We start from the raw sequence: 20,862 nt of genomic DNA, 5'->3' as shown, positions 1-20,862 counted from the left end.
TCCGCGCGAAGGCGAGCACGTCCTCGATGCTGGTGTGGTCACCGACCGGCGACGAGGGCACGACCTGCGCGGCCGACGCGGTCTCCGACTCCGCCAGCACCGACAGCGTGACGCCGAGCCCGACGGCGGGAGGTGCCGTCATACGAGCCAGCTGTCCACCCCCGATGATGCCGACGACGGGGAATCCACCTGGTGCGGTGCGGGGAGATGTCACAGGCCACAGGGTACGGTGCGGCCGCGCCCGCCACCACGCGCCGGCCGGTCCGGGCCTGCTGGGAGCACCCACGCCCCCGGGAGCCTTCGGGCGGCAGGGTCAGGGGCAGCGGAGCCGGAGCACCTGGACCCCGTCGGCGACGAACAGACGCTCGCCCACCTCGGACAACCGTGGGCTGACGGGGCCGTAGGCCGCATCCGCCAGGATCCACCGGGCGCCGGACCGGCAGACCCGGGTGACCGCCTCGGGGTCGGCGCGCTCGATCACCTGCAGGTTGGTCCGCAGGAGCGGGGGGTCCCAGAAGGCCAGGGTCGGGTAGGGGCGGGTGCTGGTCGCCCCCCGCGCCAGGATCCTGCGGTCGTAGCCCCAGCCGGAGACCAGGGTGCGGTGCCCGCCCAGGGCGCTCACCCAGAAGCCCCGCGCGTCGCAGTGGCCCGCGATCCGCTCGCGGGGCAGGAGGCAGCTGGTGTTGGTGACGACGACGTCCTCCGGTGGTGCCGTCGACCTCAGGACCGCCGCCGCCTCCAGCTCGGCCACCCGGAGGGGATTGGGGTTGTCGGCCCGGATCGCGGCCGCGACGGTCCCCCGCTCCGTCGGCACGACGTGGCCCAGCGTCGTCCCCAGCCCGGCCGCCAGCACCATGGCCCAGGGGGCGAGCGTCAGCAGGTCGTCCCGGCGGCGCGTCGCGACCCACGCGGCCAGCGCCAGGACGGCCACCGCGACGGCATAGCCACCGAGGCGCACGGCCCCCAGCACGGCCCAGGGTTCGACGACGAGCTGCTCGAGCAGCCGCGCGCGGGTCAGTGCCGTCCAGGCCACGGCCCCGACCGCCACGGCGACGAGCAGCCGGAGGCGCAGGCGAGGTGACGCGGCCTGCCAGGTCGGCGCCAAGGCTCCCGCCGCCGACATCGCCAGGAGCGGGAAGGCCGTGCGGAGGAAGAACACCTCGCTCGTGCCCGGGTGGGAGAGCAGCAGCGTCGCGCCCAGCCCGGCGGCTCCCCCGCCGAGCAGCAGCGGGGCCAGGACCGTTTCTCCGCCCGCCGGCCGGCGGATCCCGGGCCAGACGACGGCCAGGGTCGAGACGGCGAGGACGGCCACGAGGACAATCAGCACACCGACCCCGGTCGCCGACGTCCAGGCCTGCGACACCGACCGTGGGACCGAGTCGGCGAGCATCGCGTCGCGACCGACCATCGAGCGCCACACGTAGGAGAACGGGCGGACCACCAGCCCGTCCACCGAGCTGCCGTAGACCAGCCCGCGGGCCCCCAGGAAGGCCGCTCCGACCAGGAGGCACCAGGCCGACGCGCGGGCGGCGTCAGGCCACCGCCTGCGGGCGGCCGCGACGAGCAGCACGGATCCGACCCCGACCCCGAGGACCGGGAGGACCGTCGTCTTGGCGACGGTGAGCACGGCGAAGAGCCCCGCCCCCAGCACCAGCGACGGGCCCGGCCGCCAGGTCCCGTCGAGCTGCCCGACGATCGCGGCGAGGGCGGGCATCATGAGCAGCAGGGCATAGCTCATGGAGGGGCTCGCCCAGGAGTTCTGCGTGATCGTGAGGGGGGCGGTGGCGAGCGCGGTCGCGCCTCCGATCGAGGTCCAGCCCATGGCGATCCACGCGGCCCAGCTGCCGGCGCTGCGGTCGGAGAACATCTCGCCGGCCGCCGCGGCCAGCGCCAGTGCCGTCAGACCGGTGACGTAGGGGTACCAGAGCTGCAGCACGACGACCGGGTCGGGCACCCTGCCCAGCTCGCCGACGGCCGCCATGGCGACGTTGGCGAACCAGTGGTAGGGCAGGCCCTCGCCGGCGACCTGGGGCAGGGTGAGGGGCAGGGCCCGATGGGCCTCGGAAGTCAGCGACAGGTTGAAGAGGACGTCGGGGTAGTAGGTCCGTGAGGTGCTCTGCCAGTGGTCGGTCCACCGGGTGAAGTCGCCGACCGTCCACCCCAGCACGAGCAGGACCAGTCCCGAGAGCGACGCGGAGACACCCCGTGACAGGCGCCCCGCGCCGCGATCGAGCACCCGGCGCCGCGTGGTGGGCGGCGCCAGCAGCGCCACGACGACGACGGCAAGGGTCAGTGCGCAGGGCACCCCGAGGTGCAGCTGTCCCCACCAGGCCGGCAGCAGCAGCGCGGTGCCGACCGCACCGCCGAGGGCCAGGTCGAGCGCGAGCGGCTGACCTCGCCCACGGGTGGCGCGCACCACCATCAGCCCGACGACGCAGAGGGCCAGCTGGACGGTCGTCCACCCCAGGACGTCACCCGGGGCGACCCCCTGCACGAGGGCGACGAGGGCGCAACCCAGCACGAGCAGGAGGTAGGGCACAGGGCCATGATGCCCCGGTGGCCGAGCACCGTCGCACACGGTGCACCTCTGCGCGCGGCGTCAGGCCGTCAGGGCCCCGGTTGCGTGGGGAGCCGGGCCTGGGTGGGCGGGTGTCGTCAGACTCCGGGCCAGGCGGGGCGGCGCTTCTCGGCGAAGGCGGCGACGCCCTCGCGCCGGTCGCCGCTGAACGCCGTCGCCCGCCAGCAGCCGTCCTCGATCTCCAGCCCGGCCGCCAGGTCGACGTCGGAGCCGAGGCGCATGGCCTTCTTGGCGTTGCGCACCCCGACCGGCGAGTGGGTGGCGATCAGGGACGCCAGCTCCAGCGCGTGCTCGCGGGCGGTCCCGGCGTCCACGACCTCGTCGACCGCCCCGAGCGCGAGCGCCTCGGCCGCCGTCATCCTGCTCGCGCCGAAGATGATGCGCGACGCCCGCGACCAGCCGACGCGGCGGGTCAGCAGCTGGGTGCCGCCACCGCCGGGGATGACGCCCACCGACACCTCGGGCAGGCCCACGGTCGCGCCGGCCCCGCAGACGATCACGTCGCAGGACAGCGCGATCTCGAAGCCCCCGCCGAGCGCGAAGCCGTCCACGGCCGCGATGGCGGGGACGGGCAGGGTCAGCACGCCGGTGTAGGCGGCCCGCGCGATCGGTCGCTGCGCCATCAGGTCGGCGTCGGTGAAGCCGTTGCGCTCCTTGAGGTCCGCGCCGACGCAGAAGGCCTTGGGGTGCGTGGAGGTCACGACCACCGACCGCACCTCACCGCTGAGGGCGAGCGCCGACAGCTCGGCGGTCGCGGCGCCGAGGTCGCGGGCCATCGCGGTCGAGACGGCGTTCATCGCCTCGGGCCGGTCCAGGGCGAGCTCGGCGACGTGGCCGTGCTCGCCGTGGCGGGTGATCGTCACGTTGTGGTCGTGGGTCATCGGACCTCCAGGTCGCGGACGGGGTCGGGGAGCTCGTGAGGTGCTGGGTCGGGCAGGGCCGGATCGGGCAGGGCCGCATCGGGCAGGGCCGCATCGGGCAGGGCCGCATCGGGCAGGGCCGCGTCGGGCAGGCCGTGGGGCACGGCGACCGTGCGGTGGAGCAGGGACGGTGCGACGACGCCCACGCCGCGCAGCGTGCGGCTGCGCTGGCGCACCGCCGTCAGGTCGGGGGCGTCGGCGAGGCGGGCGACGAGCCCCTCGTCCGCCAGCACCTTGCCGGAGGGGGCGACGGCGGTGAGGCGCGCGGCGCGGTTGACCGTGGTGCCGAAGACGTCGCCGAGCCGCGACACGACGTGGCCGTAGGCGAGGCCGACCCGCACGGGAGGCAGCATGTCGTCGTAGCGGATGGCGTCGACCAGGTCCAGCGCGATCCGGGCGCCGTCGGCGGGCACCTTGGCGACATACAGGACCTCGTCCCCCACGGTCTTGATCACCCGGCCGCCGTGGCCGGTGATGACGTCGCTGCACAGCGCCTCGAACCTCTGCACCACGGTGGCCAGCTCGCGCTCGGACAGCCGCCGCACCAGCGACGTGAACGACACGAGGTCGGCGAAGCCCACGCAGCGCCGCAGCCCCTGCTCCCCCACCGACGGGTCGGCGTCGGCGACCATGCGCGCCGTGGCCGCCGCCAGGTGCCGCCGCCAGGCATAGACCAGGAGCGGCTCGAGCTCGTCGGCCAGCTCGGCGACCTTGCGCGCGGCGGCCAGGGCGGTGTCCTCGTCGGGCTCGGCGCGGGTGGAGTCGTGGCTCTCGTCGGAGACGGCCACGCGGCCGAGGTCGACCTCGCCCTGCGCCCACGGGCTGAGCGACTCGGCGAACACCGAGCACTGCCACACCGACAACCGGTCCGCCGTCCGCGCGAAGGCCCGGGTCAGGCTGAGCGCCGACTCCTCGTCGAGCTCGCCGCGGCGCACCAGGGCGGCCACCCCCCGCAGCGCCGTCAGGTCGAGCTGGGAGAACACCGCCTCCCCGTCCTCGTTGCCGGGGAAGCCGAGGGCGTGCCAGAAGCGCTCGGCGGTGCGCAGGGAGACCCCGACGGTGCGGGACACGTCGCGGCGGTCGAGGTCCAGGGGGCCGCCGAGCAGCTCGCGCTGCACGCGTTCGACCAGGGGGTCGAGGCCGGCCGGGGCCTCCGACAGCCGGATCGACTCCTCGCGGGGGTCCGCCACCGTCGCCTCCTTGCCGTCCAGCGGGACGACGCTGGCCGTCGACCGCTCCCGCCATGATGCCTCAGGCCGACAGCCTCGCGTGCACCACGTCACCGGCCGCGTGGATGCGGTCCCCGTGAGCGGTGCGTATGACGAGACGACCGGCCTCGTCGACCCGCACCGCCTCGCCCGGCTCCACCGCACCCGAGGGCAGGTGGATGGCGACCTGGCGCCCGAGCGTCGCGCAGGCCGCGGCGTAGTCCGCCCGCAGGGCCGGCATCCGTGACGCCGTCGCCCACTGCCGGTGCCGGTGCGCGAGGGCCCGCAGCACCGCGATCACGACCTCCTCGCGGCCCACGTCGACGCCGCACAGGGCGAGCGAGGTCGCCGTCTCGACCGGGAGCTGGTCGCGGCTCTGGTGCACGTTGATCCCGAGCCCGAGCACGGCGACCCCATCCCCAGGACCAGGGGCCGGCGCCAGCTCGCACAGCACCCCGCACACCTTGCGGTCGTCGTCGGTGGCGACGAGCACGTCGTTGGGCCACTTGAGCACCGCCCCCGCCAGCCCGAGCCCGACGAGGGCGTCCCGCACGGCCAGGCCGGTGAGCAGGGGCAGCCACCCCGCGTCCGGCATACGAGCCGATGGGACCGGCACGCAGGCGGACAGGGCCACGGCCGTCCCGGCCGGGGTCTCCCACGACCGGGCCAGCCGACCGCGTCCCGCCTGCTGGTGGTCCGTGGTGAGCACGTGCCATGGCCGAGGGTCGGCGAGCAGCTCGGCGTTGGTGCTGCCGACCGCGTCGCGGACCCGCACATCGAGCCACGGCGACATGGCGTCCGTCACATGCCTGGTCAGAGCGCTTTGTCGCAGAGCGGAGGTCACGAGCCCAAGGCTATGGTGTCGCCATGGCTGACGCTCCGACGACGGACACCTTCGACCTGGCCACGACCGCGGGTCGGCTGGCCGACCTGCTCCACCGCAACGAGCAGGTCCTGCACGGGGCCTCGGACAAGGCGGTCGAGAAGCAGCACGCCCGCGGCAAGCAGACCGCCCGCGAGCGCGTCGAGGCCTTCCTCGACGAGGGCTCGTTCGTCGAGCTGGACCAGTACGCCCGCCACCGCTCGACCTCCTTCGGGCAGGACAAGAACCGCCCCTACGGCGACGGCGTGATCACCGGCTACGGCACCGTCGACGGTCGTCAGGTGTGCGTGTTCGCCCAGGACTTCACGGTGTTCGGCGGGTCCCTCGGCGAGGTGTTCGGGGAGAAGATCGTCAAGGTCATGGACTTCGCCATGAAGATCGGCTGCCCGGTCGTCGGCCTCAACGACTCCGGCGGCGCGCGGATCCAGGAGGGTGTCGCCTCGCTGGGGATGTATGGCGAGATCTTCCGCCGCAACGTCCTCGCGTCCGGCGTCATCCCGCAGGTCTCGCTGATCATGGGGCCCTGCGCGGGCGGGGCGGTCTACTCCCCCGCCATCACGGACTTCACGGTCATGGTCGACCAGACGTCCCACATGTTCATCACCGGCCCGGACGTCATCAAGACCGTCACGGGCGAGAGCGTCGGCATGGAGGAGCTGGGCGGCGCGACGGCGCACAACTCCAAGTCCGGCTGCGCGCACTACATGGGCTCCGACGAGAACGACGCGATGGACTACGTCAAGGAGCTCCTGTCCTACCTGCCGAGCAACAACCACGAGGACCCGCCGGTCTTCGAGGCCGAGGTGGACCTCGAGATCAACGAGCTGGACGTCGCCCTGGACACGATCATCCCGGACTCGCCCAACATGCCCTACGACATGCACGAGGTCTTCACGGCGATCCTCGACGACCAGGCCTTCCTCGAGGTCCAGCCGATGTTCGCGCCTAACATCCTCACCGGCTTCGGGCGGGTCGAGGGCCGCAGCGTCGGCATCGTCGCCAACCAGCCGATGCAGTTCGCCGGGTGCCTGGACATCGACGCCTCCGAGAAGGCCGCGCGGTTCGTGCGCACCTGCGACGCCTTCAACGTGCCCGTGCTGACCTTCGTGGACGTGCCGGGCTTCCTGCCGGGCACCGACCAGGAGTGGAACGGCATCATCCGCCGCGGCGCCAAGCTCATCTACGCGTATGCCGAGGCCACCGTCCCGCTCGTCACCGTCATCACCCGCAAGGCCTACGGCGGCGCGTACGACGTCATGGGGTCCAAGCACCTCGGCGCCGACGTCAACATCGCCTGGCCCACCGCGCAGATCGCCGTGATGGGCGCTCAGGGTGCGGTCAACATCCTCTACCGCAAGGAGATCGCCGCGGCCGAGGCGGAGGGCCGCGACGTCGACGCGACGCGCGCGCAGTTCATCAAGGAGTACGAGGACCACCTCGCCAACCCCTACATCGCGGCCGAGCGCGGCTACATCGACGCGGTCATCGCCCCGCAGGAGACCCGCCGCAACGTCGTGCAGGCGCTGCGGGCCCTGCAGACCAAGCGCGAGAACCACCCGCCCAAGAAGCACGGGAACATCCCGCTGTGACCGCTCGCCGACGCAGGAGGGCCCGCCGATGACCGACGACGTGAAGACGGACGTGAAGACGGGCGGCATACCGACCCTGCTGTCCGTGACCAAGGGCAACCCGACCGACGAGGAGCTCGCGGCGCTGCTGCTCGTCGTGGCCGCTGCCGCGAGCGGGGAGCCGACCGCCGAGGAGCAGCCCACCGGCATCTGGGCCAGCCGGGCCCGCAACCTCGGCGTCTCGTCGCTCGGCGCCCGCCGCCGGTCCTCGTGGGGATGGCGATCGGCGCGCTGACGGGCCGGCTCTCGCCTCCTTGGGTAGCGTGCTCGAGGTGACCAGTGCCCAGGAGACCTCCCCCACCTCCCGCCGCAGTGCCGCCGACCGCAGTGCCGCCGACCGCAGTGCCGTGGACCGCATCGCCGACGAGTTCGTCCGCGAGACGCTCGAGCTCAGTCCGCTGACCGCGACCTACGTCGGCATCCCCGGTCACGACGACCAGATCGACGACTTCTCCCCCGACGGGCTGCGTGCCCAGTCCGAGCTGCGCCGCCGCACGCTCGCGGCGCTCGCCTCCGTCGAACCCACGACCGACGCCGACCGGGTCACGGTGACCGCCATGACCGAGCGGCTCGGTCTCGCCGAGGAGATGTATGCCGCAGGCATCGTCGAGTCCTCGCTCAACGTCATCGCCTCCCCGCTGCAGGACATCCGCGCGGCCTTCGACCTGATGCCGACCGAGACGGTCGAGCACTGGGCGACGATCGCGCTGCGCATGGGCCGGATCCCGCTCGCCCTGGAGCAGTACCAGGAGTCCCTGCTGTCCGCCCGCGACAAGGGAACCGTGTCGGCGCGCCGCCAGGTCGAGGCGTGCATCCAGCAGTGCCGCGACCTGGTCGAGCCCGAGGGCTACTTCGCGGGCTTCCTCAAGGGCGCGCTCGCTCCCCACCGCGCCCTGCCGCCCGAGCTGCGCGAGCGCCTGACCCGCGAGGTGGGGGCGGCGGGCGACGCCTACGCCCGCATGGCGGAGTTCCTGCGCGTCGAGCTGCTCGACGAGGCGCCGGAGGAGGACGCCGTGGGCCGCGACCAGTACTCCCTGTGCTCGCGCTACTTCCTCGGTGCCGACGTCGACCTCGAGGAGACCTACCGCTGGGGCCAGGAGGAGGTCGCCCGCATCACCGCGGCCATGGAGGACGTGGCCCAGCAGGTACGCCCGGGCGCGACGGTGGCCGAGGCGATCGCGCTGCTCGACCAGGACCCCGCCTACCGCTTGGATGGCACGGACGCGCTGCGCCGCTGGATGCAGGACGAGGCCGACGCCGTCGTCCGGCTGCTCGACGGCGAGCACTTCGACATCCCCGCGCCCGTGCGCGAGATCGAGTGCTGCATCGCGCCGACGCAGACCGGCGGCATCTACTACACCGGCCCCTCCGACGACTTCACCCGCCCCGGCCGCATGTGGTGGTCGGTGCCCAAGGGCGTCACCGAGTTCACGACCTGGCGCGAGCTCACCACCGTCTACCACGAGGGCGTCCCCGGGCATCACCTCCAGGTCGCCCAGACCGTCCACAACCGCGAGCAGCTCAACACCTGGCGGCGCCAGTTCTCGTGGACCTCGGGCCACGGGGAGGGGTGGGCGCTGTATGCCGAGCGCCTCATGGCCGACTTCGGGCACATGGACGACCCGGGCAACCGCATGGGCTGGCTGGACGGGCAGTCGCTGCGCGCGGCCCGCGTGGTCATCGACATCGGCGTGCACTGCGGCTTCGAGGCGCCGGCCGAGGTCGGCGGCGGCGAGTGGACCTACGACAAGGCCTGGGCCTACCTGACGGCGCACGCCAACATGGAGGAGGCCGTGCTGCGGTTCGAGCTGGACCGCTACCTCGGCTGGCCGGGGCAGGCCCCGTCGTACAAGGTCGGCGAGCGGCTCTGGCTGCAGCTGCGCGACGAGGTGCAGCGGCGCGAGGGCGAGGCCTTCTCGCTCAAGGACTTCCACCGTCGGGCGCTCGACATCGGCGGGGTCGGCCTGGACACGCTGCGCACCGCCGTCCTCCACCCCTACCTCAGGTAGTCACGTTCGCCCGACCTCGCACGCCAGGCGGATGTGCCGACCCCAGGCGGATGTGCTGACCCCCGGCTGATCACCCGCCCCCGGTAAAGGCATCGACCGGCCTTCGTCCCCCAGGCTGATGCCTCGGCCCCCGGCGGGTCTGAACGCGGGCCGCGCCACCGCCCCGCCGGTGGGAGGATGTGCGCCGTGGAGATCCTCACGCTCGTGGTCGGCCTCGCGCTGACCGTCCTCGCCGTCACGACCCTGTCCAACCGCTGGGGCCTGTCGGCACCCCTGGTGCTCATCGTCGTGGGGTTGGTCGGGTCCTACCTGCCGTTCATCCACGAGCCGAGCCTGTCCCCCGAGCTCGTGCTGGTGGGCATCCTTCCGCCCCTGCTCTACACCGCGGCGCACAACACCAGCCTGATGGACTTCCGCGACAACCTGTCGGCGATCGGGTGGCTGTCGATCGGCCTCGTGCTGTTCACCGCTGCGGGGATCGGCCTGCTGGCGTGGGCGCTGCTGCCGCTGCCGTTCGCGGCGGCGTTCGCGCTGGGCGCCATCGTGGCCCCGCCCGACGCCGTGGCCGCCAGCGCCGTCGCCAAGCAGATCGGCCTGCCGAGACGGGTCGTCACCATCCTCGAGGGCGAGTCGCTGGTCAACGACGCGACGGCCCTGGTGTCGCTGCGCACGGCGACCGGCGCCCTGACCGCGGCGGTCACCGTCGGCGCGGTCCTGCTGGACTTCGCCAAGGCGGTGGTCATCGCCATCGTGGTCGGCGTGGTCGTGGCCAAGGCGGCGTCATACGTGCTCAAGCGCACCAGCGACCCCGTCGCCACCACGGCCCTGTCCTTCCTGCTGCCGTTCATCGCGTTCGCGCCGGCCGAGCACTTCCACGCGTCGGGCGTGCTGTCGGTCGTCGTGGCCGGGCTGCTCCTCGGGCACATGGCACCCGTCGTCGAGACGGCGCAGTCGCGCGTCACCACCCGCATCAACTGGAAGACCATCACCTACCTCCTCGAGAACTCCGTCTTCCTCCTCGTCGGGCTGCAGACGCGCTCGATCGTCTCGGCCGCCTCCAGCTCGCCGCTCGGCTGGGGCCGCATCGTCGCCGCGTGCCTGCTCGTGCTGGTCGGGGTGATGGTGCTCCGCGTCGCGTGGATCATGGCGACGCGGTTCGTCGTGCGGGCGCGCGGCCGCGACGGCGTCACCCCCTGGCAGGAGTCGGCGCTCATCGCGTGGGCGGGCATGCGTGGCGTGGTCACCCTGGCCGCCGCGCTCACCCTGCCGCTCGCCACCCCGCACCGCCCGGTGCTCGTGCTCGTCGCGCTCGTCGTCACCGCCGGGACGCTCCTCATCCAGGGCCTCACCCTCCCCGTCCTCGCCCGCCGCCTGGACGTGCACGGCCCCGACCCCCGCGAGGACGCGCTGCAGGAGGCGACCGTCTATGCCCGCGCGGTCGAGGCCGGGCGCCGCGCCATGGACGCCGAGGCCGGCCCCGACGACGCCGCCACCATCGCCACGCTCCGCGACCAGGCCGAGCGCCGCGTCAACGCCATCTGGGAGCGGCTCGGCCGCCCCGACGAGCGCAAGGAGACCCCGAGCCAGACCTACCGCCGGCTCCGCACCGCCGCCATCCGGGCCGAGCGCGAGGAGGTCCTGCGGGTGCGCAGCGAGGGCGAGGTCGAGTCCGAGGTGATTTCGGCGGTGCTGGCCTCGCTGGACTTCGAGGAGACCTCGCTGATCCGGGTCGAGCAGCGCGCCCGTCGGCTGCGGGCCCTCTCCCCCGCCCTGCCCGACGCGCCCTGTCAGCACCTGGCGGAGGCGCCGACCTTCGTCGAGCCGCGCACCCACGGCGAGTGCATCGGCTGCCTCGCCGAGGGCACCACGCCCGTGCACATGAGACTGTGCCTGACCTGCGGGTATGTCGGCTGCTGCGACTCCTCCGAGGGGCGGCACGCGACGCGGCACCACGAGGCGACCGGTCACCCGACCATGCGGTCCTTCGAGCCGGGCGAGTCCTGGCGCTGGTGCTTCGTCGACGGCCTGCTCGCCTCCGGCGACTGACCTACCTCAGGTCGTCACACTCGCCCGGGTTGGCACGCCAGGCGGCTGTGACTACCTCAGGTAGGTTCGCGGCATGGGCCCCACCCCGACACCCACCCTGGTCCTGCTGCACGGCACCCGCATGAACGCCGGCTTCTGGCGCGACTACCCCGCGCTGCTGCCCGGCGTCCGCGTCGTCACCCCGGACCTCCCCGGCCACGGCTCCCGCGGCGCCGAGGACTTCACGTGGGAGGGCGCCCTCGCGACGGTCGAGCAGGCCCTGCCCGCTGACGGCCCGGTCGTCCTCGCCGGCCACAGCCTGGGGGGTTATGTCGCGATGTCGTATGCCGCCGCGCAGCCTCACCGCCTCGCGGGCCTCGGGCTCGTCGGGGCCACCGGTGTGCCGGCCGGTGCGGGCGCGGCCGTCTACCGCGGCTTCGCCCGGCTCGTGCCCGTCGTGGGGGCAGCGCGGATGGCCCATGTCGCCAACGGCGTCATGCGCCGACTGGCGGGCGGTCGCGACATCAGTCAGGTCACCGACGACGGGCAGGGCTACGCAGCCATGCCCGCGGCCTGGTCGGCGGTGATGGCGCAGTGCGGTCCCCACCTGCTGGGCGGGCTCGACATACCCGTCCTGCTCCTCAACGGAGGGCTGGACCAGATGCGGCTCGGGGTGCGGGCCTATGCCGCCGCCTGCCCCGCCGCGCAGGTGGTGACGGTGCCGCGGGCGACGCACTTCCTGCCGCTGACGCACCCCGAGGCGTGCGCGACGCACCTGCGGGGGCTGCTCGACCGCGCCACGCAGACCTACCGGGGGTAGAGGCATCAGCCTGGCGGACGAAGGCCGGTCGATGCCTCTGCCCCCGGTAGGGTCGCGCCATGGTCGTCCAGCTCGTCCTCGCCTCCACCTCCCCCGCCCGCCTCGCCACCCTGCGCTCGGCCGGCCTGGCTCCACGCGTCCAGGTCTCGAGCGTCGACGAGCCCGCCACGATCGCCGCGCTGGAGGCCGGCGGCACCCGCCTCGGCCCGGCCGAGCACGCCCTCGCCCTGGCCCGCACCAAGCGTGACGACGTCGCGGAATCCCTCGTCCCAGAGGCGGGCTCGACGAAGACCCCCACCCTGGTCCTCGGGTGCGACTCGGTCCTGGAGTTCGGCGGCGAGGTGCACGGCAAGCCCGAGACGGCGTCCGTCGCGGTCGAGCGGTGGCGGCGGATGCGTGGTGGCGAGGGCGTCCTGCACTCCGGCCACGCCATCACCGACCTCGCCACCGGCCGCCAGGTCTCGCGCACGGCGTCGACCGTCGTGCACTTCGCCGACCTGTCGGACGCCGAGATCGACGCCTACGTCGCGACCGGCGAGCCCCTCTGGGTCGCAGGCGGATTCACCGTCGACGGTCTCGGCGGCGCCTTCGTGACCGGCATCGAGGGCGACTACCACAACGTGGTCGGCGTCTCCCTGCCGCTGCTGCGCGAGCTCCTGCTCGAGCTCGGCATCGGCTGGTGGGACCTCGAGCGAGCCGTATGACGCCCCACCCGCCCACCGCATCACCAACAGGTGGAGAGCACCACCGATGACGGTGGCCTTCTCCACCCGTCGTCACCCTCACCGGTCGGGTGACGCCGGCGCCGGCCGCGCGCCGCGTCCAGCGACGCGGACCGACCGGCGTCAGACCGGCGAGATCCCCGTGTGCCGCTCGGTGAAGTGGCGCGACCGACCACCGGCATAGCTCAACCGGTGGATGATGGTGTCGCGCAAGGCTTCCGGCTCGACGATGTCGTCGATCACGAGGTCGGCGGCGAGGCGCTCGAGGTCGATGTCCTTCTCGTACTCCGCCCGCTTCTCGGCGACGAACGCGTCCCGCTCCGGCCCCTCGGGGATCTCGGCGATCTTGTTGGCGTACACCGCGTTCACGGCCGCCTCGGGACCCATGACCCCGATGCGCGCCGTGGGCAGCGCGATCGTCGCGTCCGGCGCGAAGCCCGGGCCCCCCATCGCGTAGAGCCCGGCGCCATACGCCTTGCGCACCACGACGCACAGCTGCGGCACGGTCGCCGCCGACACGGCATAGACCATCTTGGCGCCGTGCCGGATGATGCCGCCGCGCTCGACCTCGGAGCCGATCATGAAGCCCGGCACGTCGGCGAGGTAGACCAGGGGGATCGAGTAGGCGTCGCACGTCGTGATGAATCGCGTTGCCTTGTCGGCGGAGTCGCTGAACAGCACGCCACCCTTGACGGCGGAGTTGTTGGCCACGAAGCCCACGGTCTGCCCGGCCATCCGGCCGTAGCCCACGATCAGCTCCGCGGCGAAGGTCGGCTTGACCTCGAAGAACTGCTCGTCGTCGACGAGCCGGTCGATGACCTCGTGCATGTCGAACGGCACGGACTCGACCTCCGGGATGTCCTCCCGGGTCAGGGCCGCGGTCGGCTCTTCCACGGAGAAGTGCGGCGTCGGCTGCCGCCACGACAGCGGCATGTAGGAGAAGTACTCCTTGGCCAGGTCGATGGCCTCCGCGTCGTCGCCCGCGAGCAGGTCGCCGACCCCCGAGACGGTGCAGTGCATCCGGGCGCCGCCGAGGTCCTCCAGCGAGACCTTCTCCCCCACGACCATCTCGGCCATGCGGGGCGACCCGAGATACATCGAGGCGTTGCCGTCGACCATGATCACGATGTCGGTGAAGCTGGGGATGTAGGCCCCGCCGGCCGCGGACGGGCCGAACAGGCAACAGATCTGGGGCACCTTGCCCGACAGCGCGACCTGGTTGTGAAAGATCCGTCCGGCCCCGCGCCGCCCCGGGAACATCTCGACCTGGTCGGTGATGCGCGCCCCCGCCGAGTCCACGAACCAGAAGACCGGCAGCTCCTCGCGCAGCGCGCTCTCGGTGGCTCGCACGATCTTCTCGACGGTCCGCTCGCCCCACGAACCCGCTTTGACGGTGGGGTCGTTCGCGACGACGATCGCCGGTCGCCCGTCCACGAGACCGCGGCCGGTGACGACGCCGTCGGCCGGCAGCCCGGTCGCCATCGCGTTGGCGTAGCGCCCGTCCTCGACAAAGCTCCCCTCGTCGAACAGCAACGAGATCCGTTCGCGGACATAGAGCTTGCCCTGGGAGGCGAGCTTGGCGGCGGCCTTGTCGGGTGGTGTGGCCGAGGCCTCGAGCGCCGCCTCGAGCCGCTCCCGGACGTCGGCGACCTTCGGATCCGGTTGGTGGGCCATCAGATTCCCTTCGGGGGTCGTATGTCGGGCGCGCCGGGGTCAGGCGGTGGGGAGGCCCAGGCCGCGGCCGATCAGCATGCGCTGCACCTCGGAGGTGCCCTCGCCGATCTCGAGGATCTTGGAGTCACGATAGAAGCGCGCGACGGGATACTCCTCCATGAAGCCGTTGCCGCCGAAGATCTGGGTCGCCATGCGGGTCGAGGTCACGGCCGCCTCGGAGGTGTAGAGCTTGGCGATCGAGGCGGCCTGCTTGACCTCGGCGAGGCTGCGCCGCCCGGCGTCCATCTCGTCCTTGAGCCACGCGGCCTTGTAGGTGAGCAGGCGGGCGTTCTCGAGCATCACGGCCAGGTCGGCGATCTGGAAGGACACGCCCTGGTTGACGGCGATGGGCCGCCCGAAGGCGAGGCGGCTCGTGGAGTAGGCGATGCACTCCTCGAGCATGCGGGCGATGCAGCCGACGGCGAGGGCGGCGATGGCGATGCGGCCGTCGTCGAGCGTGGCGAGGAACTGCCCGAAGCCCTTGCCGCGCGCGCCCAGCAGGTTGCTCTCGGGGACGCGGACGTCGCTGAAGGACAGGCCGTGGGTGTCCGAGATGTTCCACCCGAGCTTGTGATAAGGCGGCGCGACCTCGAATCCCGGTGTGCCGGAGGGGATCATGATGGCGCTGATCTCGGGCTTGCCGTCCTCGCGGGTGCCGGTGCGCGCGGTGGCGGTGACGACCGAGGTGATCTCGGTGCCCGAGTTGGTGATGAAGGACTTGGCGCCGTTCACGACCCACTCGCCGCCCTCGAGGACGGCTCGCGTCTTGGTGCCGCCGGCGTCGGAGCCCGCGTCGGGCTCGGTGAGCCCGAACCCCGCGAGGGTGCGCCCGGCGGCCAGGTCGGGCAGCCAGCGCTCCTTCTGCTCCTGGCTGCCGAAGGTCAGGATCGGGTTGATGCCGAGGCCGACGCCCGCCTCGAGGGTGATGCCCATGGACTGGTCGACGCGGCCGAGCTCCTCGATCGCGACGCACAGATAGGTGAACTCGCCGCCCTCGCCGTCCGCCGACTTGTGGCCGCCGAACTCCTCGGGGACGACCAGGCCGAACAGCCCGAGCTCCCCCATCTTGGGGATCAGGTGGGCCGGGAAGTGGTGCTCGCGGTCCCACTCGGCGACGTGCGGCGCGATCTCGCCCTCGGCGAAGTCGCGCACGGTGCGGCGGAAGTCCTCGTGGTCCTGGCTGAGCTCGTACACGGGTGGGGCCTTTCGACGACGGTGGCGATCGGGGGATGGGTGGGAGAGCGGCTGAGGGATGACGGGCGGTGACGGCATACGGACAGATGCTTGACGTTGACGTAAACGTAAAGCACGATGGCGCCCATGACAACCCCCGAGGAGTGGACGATCGCTCAGGTCGCCGACGACTTCGGCGTGACCCACCGCACGATCCGGCACTACGAGGATTTGGGGCTGCTCGCGCCGGAGCGCCGCGGCACGCAGCGCGTCTATCGCCGCCGCGACCGCACCCGCCTCTCCCTGATCCTGCGCGGCAAGCGCCTCGGCTTCCCGCTGGAGGAGATCAGGACCATCGTCAACATGTATGACGAGGCGCAGGGCCCTACCTCACAGCTGCGCTACGTCCTCGAGCAGATCGACGACCGGCGGACCGACCTCGAGCGACGGCTCGCCGACCTGCAGGAGTCGATGCGCGAGCTGGACGCCTTCGAGCGCCGGTGCCGCGAGGAGCTGGGTCGCCGCGTCACCTGACACCCGTTCGGCCTATCGACGGTACTTTGAGTCATGGTTTGACCGTTCCATTCGGTATCCTGCGACAGAACGTGGCCGACCGAAGGACGCGCATGCACCAGCACCTGAGCGCTCGCTCCGCCCTGGGATCCACCGTCCTGCTACTCGCGCTGACGGCCGGCAGCACGTCGCCCGTGTTCGCGTCGCCCGCGCCAGTGGCCCCGGCCACGTCTCTCCCGGCGGCTCCCTCGACGGCTCCCTCGCCGAACAGCGACGTCGTCGCCCCGGCCCCGACGCCCACCCGTTCCACCACGCCCGCGGTCCCCGCGAGCCAGCCCGCCCCGCGGACGCCGGCGCCCACCACCCCTGCCGCACCACCGGCGCCCCCCTCGGAGCAGGTCGCCCCGGTCACAGCGCCGTCCGCCACGCCCGTCCCGACCACCGCCGCCCCGACCACCCCGGTCGCTGCCGCACCCGCCCTCCCGCCCGCCGACGCCGCCCTGCAGCCGGCCCGGCCCGCGGGGGCCACCCCCGTCACCATCGTCCTGCCGGGCACCGGCGAGCGCCGGACCGTGCTGGCCCTCCCCTACTCCCTCGACCGGGACCACGACGGCGTCCGCGAGTCCACCGCCCTGGTCATGGAGCCCGACCTGCAGGTGCCCACGAGCTCCAGCGTCACCCTCGGCGTCGAGCAGGAGTGGTCCAGCGACTCCTCCACCCGCGCCGTGCCCGACCCGGCCGAGTGGGACCGCATCCGTGCCCGGGTCGCCGGGATCGCCCGCGCCGTCGCGGACCAGCCGACCCGCGTCGCGCTCGCGCAGCGGGCCGGCCTCGACGCCACCGCCGGCACGCCCGCCGAGGTGGACCAGCTCGTGCTGCAGGCCGCCCAGCTGGCCGTGTGGCAGCTCTCCTCCGGCGTCACCGTCGCCCCTGAGGTGCCGTATGCCGGGGACGCCCGCCACGCCGCCACCCTCGGCGCCCTGACCTCCCGCCTCGTCCAGGACGCGTCGCTGACCCCGTCCGGCGCCGTCGACGTCTATCGCATCCAGGCGCCCACCGCGAGCGCCGCCCCCGGAGCCGCCCTGCGCATCACCGGCGGTCGCAGCATCGTGGCGGCGTGGGCGACCGCCGCCACCCCCGCCCTCGTCGTGGCCCGGCCGACCGCCGCCGCCCGGCCCAGGATTGGGCAGGCCGCCCCGGCGCCGGCCGCCAAGGCTCCCGCGCAGCCGAGGTCGGCGTCCAGGCCGGGGACGGTCACGGGGCCCCTCGCCAAGGCCCCGGTCAAGGCCCCGGCCAAGGGTCCCGCCGCGCTCACCCGGATCCCCGCCGCCGACACCAGCTCCTGCACGGCGCTCGGCCGCACCGACGTCTCCCGCCTCGACGCGGACTACCGCCCAGCGCTCGACCGCGACAACGACGGGATCGCCTGCGAGAGCAGCGGGGCCGACGGCGCGGTCAACCTCGGCGGCAACCGGGTCGCCACCGCCCCGCAGACCACCAACCAGGTGACGGTCACGCCTGGAGGCCCGACGACGAGCACGAGCACGAGCACGACCACCACCACCCAGAGCTGTGACGAGCTGCGCGCCGCCGGACAGTCGAGCATCCCCGCGGGGAGCCCGCTCTACCGCGGCGACCTCGACCGCGACGGTGACGGTGTCGCCTGCGAGCCCTACGAGGGACCCCGCGGCTCCGGCGCCCTCGCCCAGACGGGCTTCGAGGCGCCGCAGCTGTCCGCGCTGGCGTTCGGCACCATCGGGCTCGGGGCGCTGCTGGTGCGCCTCGGCCGCCGCCGCGCGCGCGCCTGACACCCCGCGAACGGGTCTGTCAGACATCACTGGCACAGTGTGGCCATGGACAACGACGTCTGCCACGAGCCGCAGTTCCGCACCGTCATCGAGCCGTTCCGCATCCACAGCGTGGAGCCGCTCCGCATGACGACCGCCGCCCAGCGCCGCACCAAGGCCGCCGAGGCGCACTACAACCTCTTCCAGCTGCACGCCGAGGACGTGCTGATCGACCTGCTCACCGACTCCGGGACCGGCGCCATGAGCCGCGACCAGTGGGCCGCCATCCAGCACGGCGACGAGTCCTACGCGGGCTCGCCGTCCTACTACCTGTTCCGTGACGCGGTGAGGCACCTCTTCCCCTACGAGCACGTCATCCCCACCCACCAGGGACGTGCCGCGGAAAAGATCCTCTTCGGCGTCCTCGGCGGCCCCGGCAAGGTCGTGCCGAGCAACACCCACTTCGACACCACCCGCGCCAACATCGAGTTCACCGGCGCCGAGGCCGTCGACCTGGTCATCCCCGAGGGCCACGACCCCTCGCTGGTCCACCCGTTCAAGGGCAACCTGGACGTCGACCGGCTCGAGGCCCTGCTCACCGAGCGGGGCGACGACGTGCCGGTCGTCATGCTCACCGTCACCAACAACTCCGGTGGCGGGCAACCGGTCTCGCTCGACAACATCCGCGCCGTGTCCGAGATCGCGCACCGCCACGGCAAGCCGCTGTTCCTCGACGCCTGCCGGTTCGCCGAGAACGCCTGGTTCATCAAGGAGCGCGAGCCCGGCCAGGCCGACCGGGACGTCGTCAGCATCATCCAGGACATGGCGGCCTGCGCCGACGGCATGACCATGTCCGCCAAGAAGGACCCGATGGGCAACATCGGCGGCTGGCTGGCGCTGCAGGACGACGAGCTCGCCGCCGCCTGCCGCAACCTGCTGATCCTCACCGAGGGCTTCCCGACCTACGGCGGGCTGGCCGGGCGCGACCTCGAGGCCCTGGCGCAGGGGCTCAAGGAGACCGTGAGCCACGACTACCTGCGCTACCGCATCCGCTCCACGGCCTACCTCGCCGACGCCCTGGAGCACGCGGGCATCCCGTGCATCAAGCCGGCCGGCGGCCACGCCGTCTACATCGACGCCAAGGCGATGCTCCCCCACATCGACCCGCTTCACTTCCCCGGGCAGGCGCTGAGCGTCGCGCTCTACGAGACCGGCGGGGTGCGGGCGTGCGAGATCGGGTCCGTCATGTTCGCGCGCCAGCCCGACGGCTCCGAGAAGCCCGCCGCCATGGAGCTGGTCCGCCTCGCCATCCCCCGCCGCACCTACACCCAGAGCCACATCGACTACGTCATCGAGGTGTGCGAGCAGGTCAAGGCCCGCGCCGGGGACCTGCCGGGCTACCGCATCGTCGAAGAGCCGCCGGCCCTGCGGCACTTCACCGCGAGGTTCGCGCCCATGACCTGATCGTGACCTGGGTCGTGCCCGATTCGTCACCTTTGGGCGGGCACAATGCACCGTATGCCGTCCCGCCAGCCTCACGCCCGCGCCGCCGCCACGGGGGCAGCTGCTGCCCCCAGGCGCACCCGGTCGGCTGCGATGACGGCGTCGAAGCTGTCGAGAGCGTCGGCGATCTCGAGGGCGTCGGCGATCTCGGCCCTGTCGGCGGTGACGCTGCTGGTCGCCGGGTGCTCCGACGCCACTCGCACGACCAGCACCACCGTCACGTCAGCGGTGCAGGCCACCGCCTCGGGAGCCGTCGCGCGGGCGACTCCGGGGATCCAGCCAGGCTCGGAGAGCGGGGCGGGCACCGCCGGCACGGGCACTGCCGGCACGGGCGCTGCGGGGGCGGGTGACGGACGACTGCTCCTGGTCCTGGACTCCTCCGGGTCCATGGCCGAGCGTGACGCCCGGGGCCGCACCCGCATGCAGGGCGCCCAGGACGCGCTGCGCTCCCTCGTCGACGAGCTGCCGGACGGCGCGCAGGTCGGTCTGCGCGTCTACGGATCGCGGGTCAAGGTCGCCGGCAAGGCGGCGCCCGGGTCGAGGGCGTGCACCGACAGCCGCCTCGTGACACCGGTCGGTCCGCTGGACCGCCGTGGGCTCAAGACCGCGATCGACGCGTTCGCCCCGCACGGCGACACCCCGATCGGCTACACCCTGCAGCAGGTCGCCGGCGATCTCGGCACCACCGGTCGGCGCAGCGTCGTGCTGGTCTCGGACGGCGAGGAGTCCTGCTCCGCCGACCCGTGCGCGGTGGCCAAGACCCTCGCCGGCCAGGGCATCGACCTGCACGTGCACACCGTCGGCCTCGAGGTCTCGGCCCCCGCGCGCAGCCAGCTGCGGTGCGTGGCCGACGCCACCGGCGGCAGCTATCACGACGCCACGAGCGACGACCTCACCCAGATCGTCTCCGACACCGTGGGCTCGGCCCGGGCCGCGAGCACCGGCTGGTCCGCGCCGGGCACCGGCTGGTGGAGCCGCAGCGGGCTCGCAGGTCTCGGCGGCGAGACCAACCCCGGCGCCGTCGGCGCCACCATCCTGGTGCTGCTCCTGCTGTGGCTGCTCACGCGGGGCAGCGGTCGCCGGGGCGGGAGCCAGGGCCGGGGCTGAGCCCCACTCGCCCTCTCCCGCATGGCGCCCACCCAGTCGGCATACAGGCTGATCGGCGTGCATCACCACCACGGCGCCCTCGTCGTGGCACCATGCTGGGCATGACCGCACTGCACACCGCTGCCCTGGCCGCCGCGCCGCTCTCGGCCTCGCGCGACGTCGCCGTCGCCGTCCTCCTGGTCCTGCTGCTGATCTGGCTGCTCGGCAAGTGAGCTGACCCCACCTCGGACACAGATCGGGGACCCTCGTGCCGGCATCCCCGGCACTCAGGTC

Annotated in this window: 17 protein-coding genes and 1 pseudogene; 10 read left to right on the top strand and 8 right to left on the bottom strand. The window is 73.1% G+C overall.

Annotated elements, in window-relative coordinates; genetic code table 11:
- The 5 genes and pseudogenes from B2P18_RS02300 to B2P18_RS02280 form a co-directional block, all read right to left on the bottom strand.
- Positions 1 to 214, bottom strand: a pseudogene (locus tag B2P18_RS02300) (5-(carboxyamino)imidazole ribonucleotide synthase); the annotation flags it as partial.
- Positions 215 to 313: 99 nt separating this feature from the next.
- Positions 314 to 2,539 (bottom strand): hypothetical protein, encoded by a 2,226-nt coding sequence (locus B2P18_RS02295; RefSeq protein ID WP_286955689.1) that lies wholly within the window; start codon positions 2,537 to 2,539, stop codon positions 314 to 316.
- 116 nt (positions 2,540 to 2,655) lie between these two features.
- Positions 2,656 to 3,459, bottom strand: coding sequence for an enoyl-CoA hydratase/isomerase family protein (locus B2P18_RS02290; protein ID WP_286955688.1), 804 nt, complete (start codon positions 3,457 to 3,459; stop codon positions 2,656 to 2,658).
- Complete coding sequence (locus B2P18_RS02285; protein ID WP_286955687.1) at positions 3,456 to 4,688, bottom strand: adenylate/guanylate cyclase domain-containing protein; 1,233 nt, start codon at positions 4,686 to 4,688, stop codon at positions 3,456 to 3,458. Before B2P18_RS02285 ends, B2P18_RS02290 begins: the two co-directional genes overlap by 4 nt.
- A 61-nt stretch (positions 4,689 to 4,749) precedes the next feature.
- Positions 4,750 to 5,499, bottom strand: coding sequence for a biotin--[acetyl-CoA-carboxylase] ligase (locus B2P18_RS02280; RefSeq protein ID WP_286955686.1), 750 nt, complete (start codon positions 5,497 to 5,499; stop codon positions 4,750 to 4,752).
- Positions 5,500 to 5,573: 74 nt separating this feature from the next.
- On the opposite strand from B2P18_RS02280, the gene B2P18_RS02275 reads away from it, so the two are divergent.
- The 6 genes from B2P18_RS02275 (at position 5,574) to B2P18_RS02250 (ending at position 12,775) form a co-directional block, all read left to right on the top strand.
- Positions 5,574 to 7,178, top strand: a complete 1,605-nt coding sequence (locus B2P18_RS02275; protein ID WP_286955685.1) for an acyl-CoA carboxylase subunit beta — start codon at positions 5,574 to 5,576, stop codon at positions 7,176 to 7,178.
- 28 nt (positions 7,179 to 7,206) lie between these two features.
- Positions 7,207 to 7,452, top strand: coding sequence for an acyl-CoA carboxylase epsilon subunit (locus B2P18_RS02270; protein WP_019287280.1), 246 nt, complete (start codon positions 7,207 to 7,209; stop codon positions 7,450 to 7,452).
- Between the two features lie 37 nt (positions 7,453 to 7,489).
- Entirely contained in the window at positions 7,490 to 9,226 is a 1,737-nt protein-coding gene (locus B2P18_RS02265; RefSeq protein WP_376783726.1) for a DUF885 domain-containing protein, read from the top strand.
- Positions 9,227 to 9,412: 186 nt separating this feature from the next.
- On the top strand, positions 9,413 to 11,272 hold the full coding sequence (locus B2P18_RS02260; RefSeq protein ID WP_286955684.1) for a Na+/H+ antiporter: 1,860 nt from the start codon (positions 9,413 to 9,415) through the stop codon (positions 11,270 to 11,272).
- A gap of 73 nt (positions 11,273 to 11,345) precedes the next feature.
- On the top strand, positions 11,346 to 12,071 hold the full coding sequence (locus B2P18_RS02255; RefSeq protein ID WP_286955683.1) for an alpha/beta fold hydrolase: 726 nt from the start codon (positions 11,346 to 11,348) through the stop codon (positions 12,069 to 12,071).
- A 59-nt stretch (positions 12,072 to 12,130) separates the two neighbouring features.
- Positions 12,131 to 12,775 (top strand): Maf family protein, encoded by a 645-nt coding sequence (locus B2P18_RS02250; RefSeq protein ID WP_286955681.1) that lies wholly within the window; start codon positions 12,131 to 12,133, stop codon positions 12,773 to 12,775.
- 141 nt (positions 12,776 to 12,916) lie between these two features.
- Here B2P18_RS02250 and B2P18_RS02245 read toward each other — a convergent pair whose 3' ends face one another.
- Both B2P18_RS02245 and B2P18_RS02240 read right to left on the bottom strand, forming a co-directional pair.
- Positions 12,917 to 14,467 carry an acyl-CoA carboxylase subunit beta gene (locus tag B2P18_RS02245; RefSeq protein ID WP_286955680.1) on the bottom strand — a complete coding sequence of 517 codons (1,551 nt, stop codon included), beginning with the start codon at positions 14,465 to 14,467 and terminating at the stop codon, positions 12,917 to 12,919.
- A gap of 39 nt (positions 14,468 to 14,506) precedes the next feature.
- On the bottom strand, positions 14,507 to 15,700 hold the full coding sequence (locus B2P18_RS02240) for an acyl-CoA dehydrogenase family protein (protein WP_019287271.1): 1,194 nt from the start codon (positions 15,698 to 15,700) through the stop codon (positions 14,507 to 14,509).
- A gap of 126 nt (positions 15,701 to 15,826) precedes the next feature.
- On the opposite strand from B2P18_RS02240, the gene B2P18_RS02235 reads away from it, so the two are divergent.
- The 3 genes from B2P18_RS02235 to B2P18_RS02225 all read left to right on the top strand — a co-directional run bounded on the left by B2P18_RS02235 (position 15,827) and on the right by B2P18_RS02225 (position 19,443).
- Complete coding sequence (locus tag B2P18_RS02235; RefSeq protein ID WP_019287270.1) at positions 15,827 to 16,213, top strand: MerR family transcriptional regulator; 387 nt, start codon at positions 15,827 to 15,829, stop codon at positions 16,211 to 16,213.
- A gap of 92 nt (positions 16,214 to 16,305) precedes the next feature.
- Complete coding sequence (locus B2P18_RS02230) at positions 16,306 to 18,000, top strand: excalibur calcium-binding domain-containing protein (RefSeq protein ID WP_286955679.1); 1,695 nt, start codon at positions 16,306 to 16,308, stop codon at positions 17,998 to 18,000.
- A gap of 45 nt (positions 18,001 to 18,045) precedes the next feature.
- A complete protein-coding gene (locus tag B2P18_RS02225) occupies positions 18,046 to 19,443 on the top strand; it encodes a tryptophanase (protein ID WP_029210736.1) in 1,398 nt (465 codons plus the stop codon).
- 71 nt (positions 19,444 to 19,514) lie between these two features.
- Here the strand turns inward: B2P18_RS02225 and B2P18_RS02220 are convergent, their stop codons facing one another.
- The gene (locus B2P18_RS02220; RefSeq protein WP_239265749.1) at positions 19,515 to 19,703 is read right to left on the bottom strand and encodes a hypothetical protein; all 189 of its coding nucleotides are present in this window, start codon (positions 19,701 to 19,703) and stop codon (positions 19,515 to 19,517) included.
- 7 nt (positions 19,704 to 19,710) lie between these two features.
- Here B2P18_RS02220 and B2P18_RS02215 point away from each other — a divergent pair, with 7 nt between their 5' ends.
- Positions 19,711 to 20,589 carry a vWA domain-containing protein gene (locus tag B2P18_RS02215; RefSeq protein ID WP_286955678.1) on the top strand — a complete coding sequence of 293 codons (879 nt, stop codon included), beginning with the start codon at positions 19,711 to 19,713 and terminating at the stop codon, positions 20,587 to 20,589.
- Positions 20,590 to 20,862: the final 273 nt, after the last annotated feature.

This window comes from Arsenicicoccus sp. UBA2120 (genome assembly GCF_002330965.1).
GTDB lineage: Bacteria > Actinomycetota > Actinomycetes > Actinomycetales > Dermatophilaceae > Arsenicicoccus > Arsenicicoccus bolidensis.
Note: the sequence above shows the minus strand (reverse complement) of the source record. Positions and strands in the feature narration are given on the sequence as shown.

Coding starts and splice junctions, on each gene's coding strand:
- B2P18_RS02290 (WP_286955688.1), bottom strand. CDS start 3,459: ATGACCCACGACCACAACGTGACGATCACCCGCCACGGCGAGCACGGC.
- B2P18_RS02280 (WP_286955686.1), bottom strand. CDS start 5,499: ATGTCGCCGTGGCTCGATGTGCGGGTCCGCGACGCGGTCGGCAGCACC.
- B2P18_RS02275 (WP_286955685.1), top strand. CDS start 5,574: ATGGCTGACGCTCCGACGACGGACACCTTCGACCTGGCCACGACCGCG.
- B2P18_RS02270 (WP_019287280.1), top strand. CDS start 7,207: ATGACCGACGACGTGAAGACGGACGTGAAGACGGGCGGCATACCGACC.
- B2P18_RS02255 (WP_286955683.1), top strand. CDS start 11,346: ATGGGCCCCACCCCGACACCCACCCTGGTCCTGCTGCACGGCACCCGC.
- B2P18_RS02250 (WP_286955681.1), top strand. CDS start 12,131: ATGGTCGTCCAGCTCGTCCTCGCCTCCACCTCCCCCGCCCGCCTCGCC.
- B2P18_RS02245 (WP_286955680.1), bottom strand. CDS start 14,467: ATGGCCCACCAACCGGATCCGAAGGTCGCCGACGTCCGGGAGCGGCTC.
- B2P18_RS02235 (WP_019287270.1), top strand. CDS start 15,827: ATGACAACCCCCGAGGAGTGGACGATCGCTCAGGTCGCCGACGACTTC.
- B2P18_RS02230 (WP_286955679.1), top strand. CDS start 16,306: ATGCACCAGCACCTGAGCGCTCGCTCCGCCCTGGGATCCACCGTCCTG.
- B2P18_RS02225 (WP_029210736.1), top strand. CDS start 18,046: ATGGACAACGACGTCTGCCACGAGCCGCAGTTCCGCACCGTCATCGAG.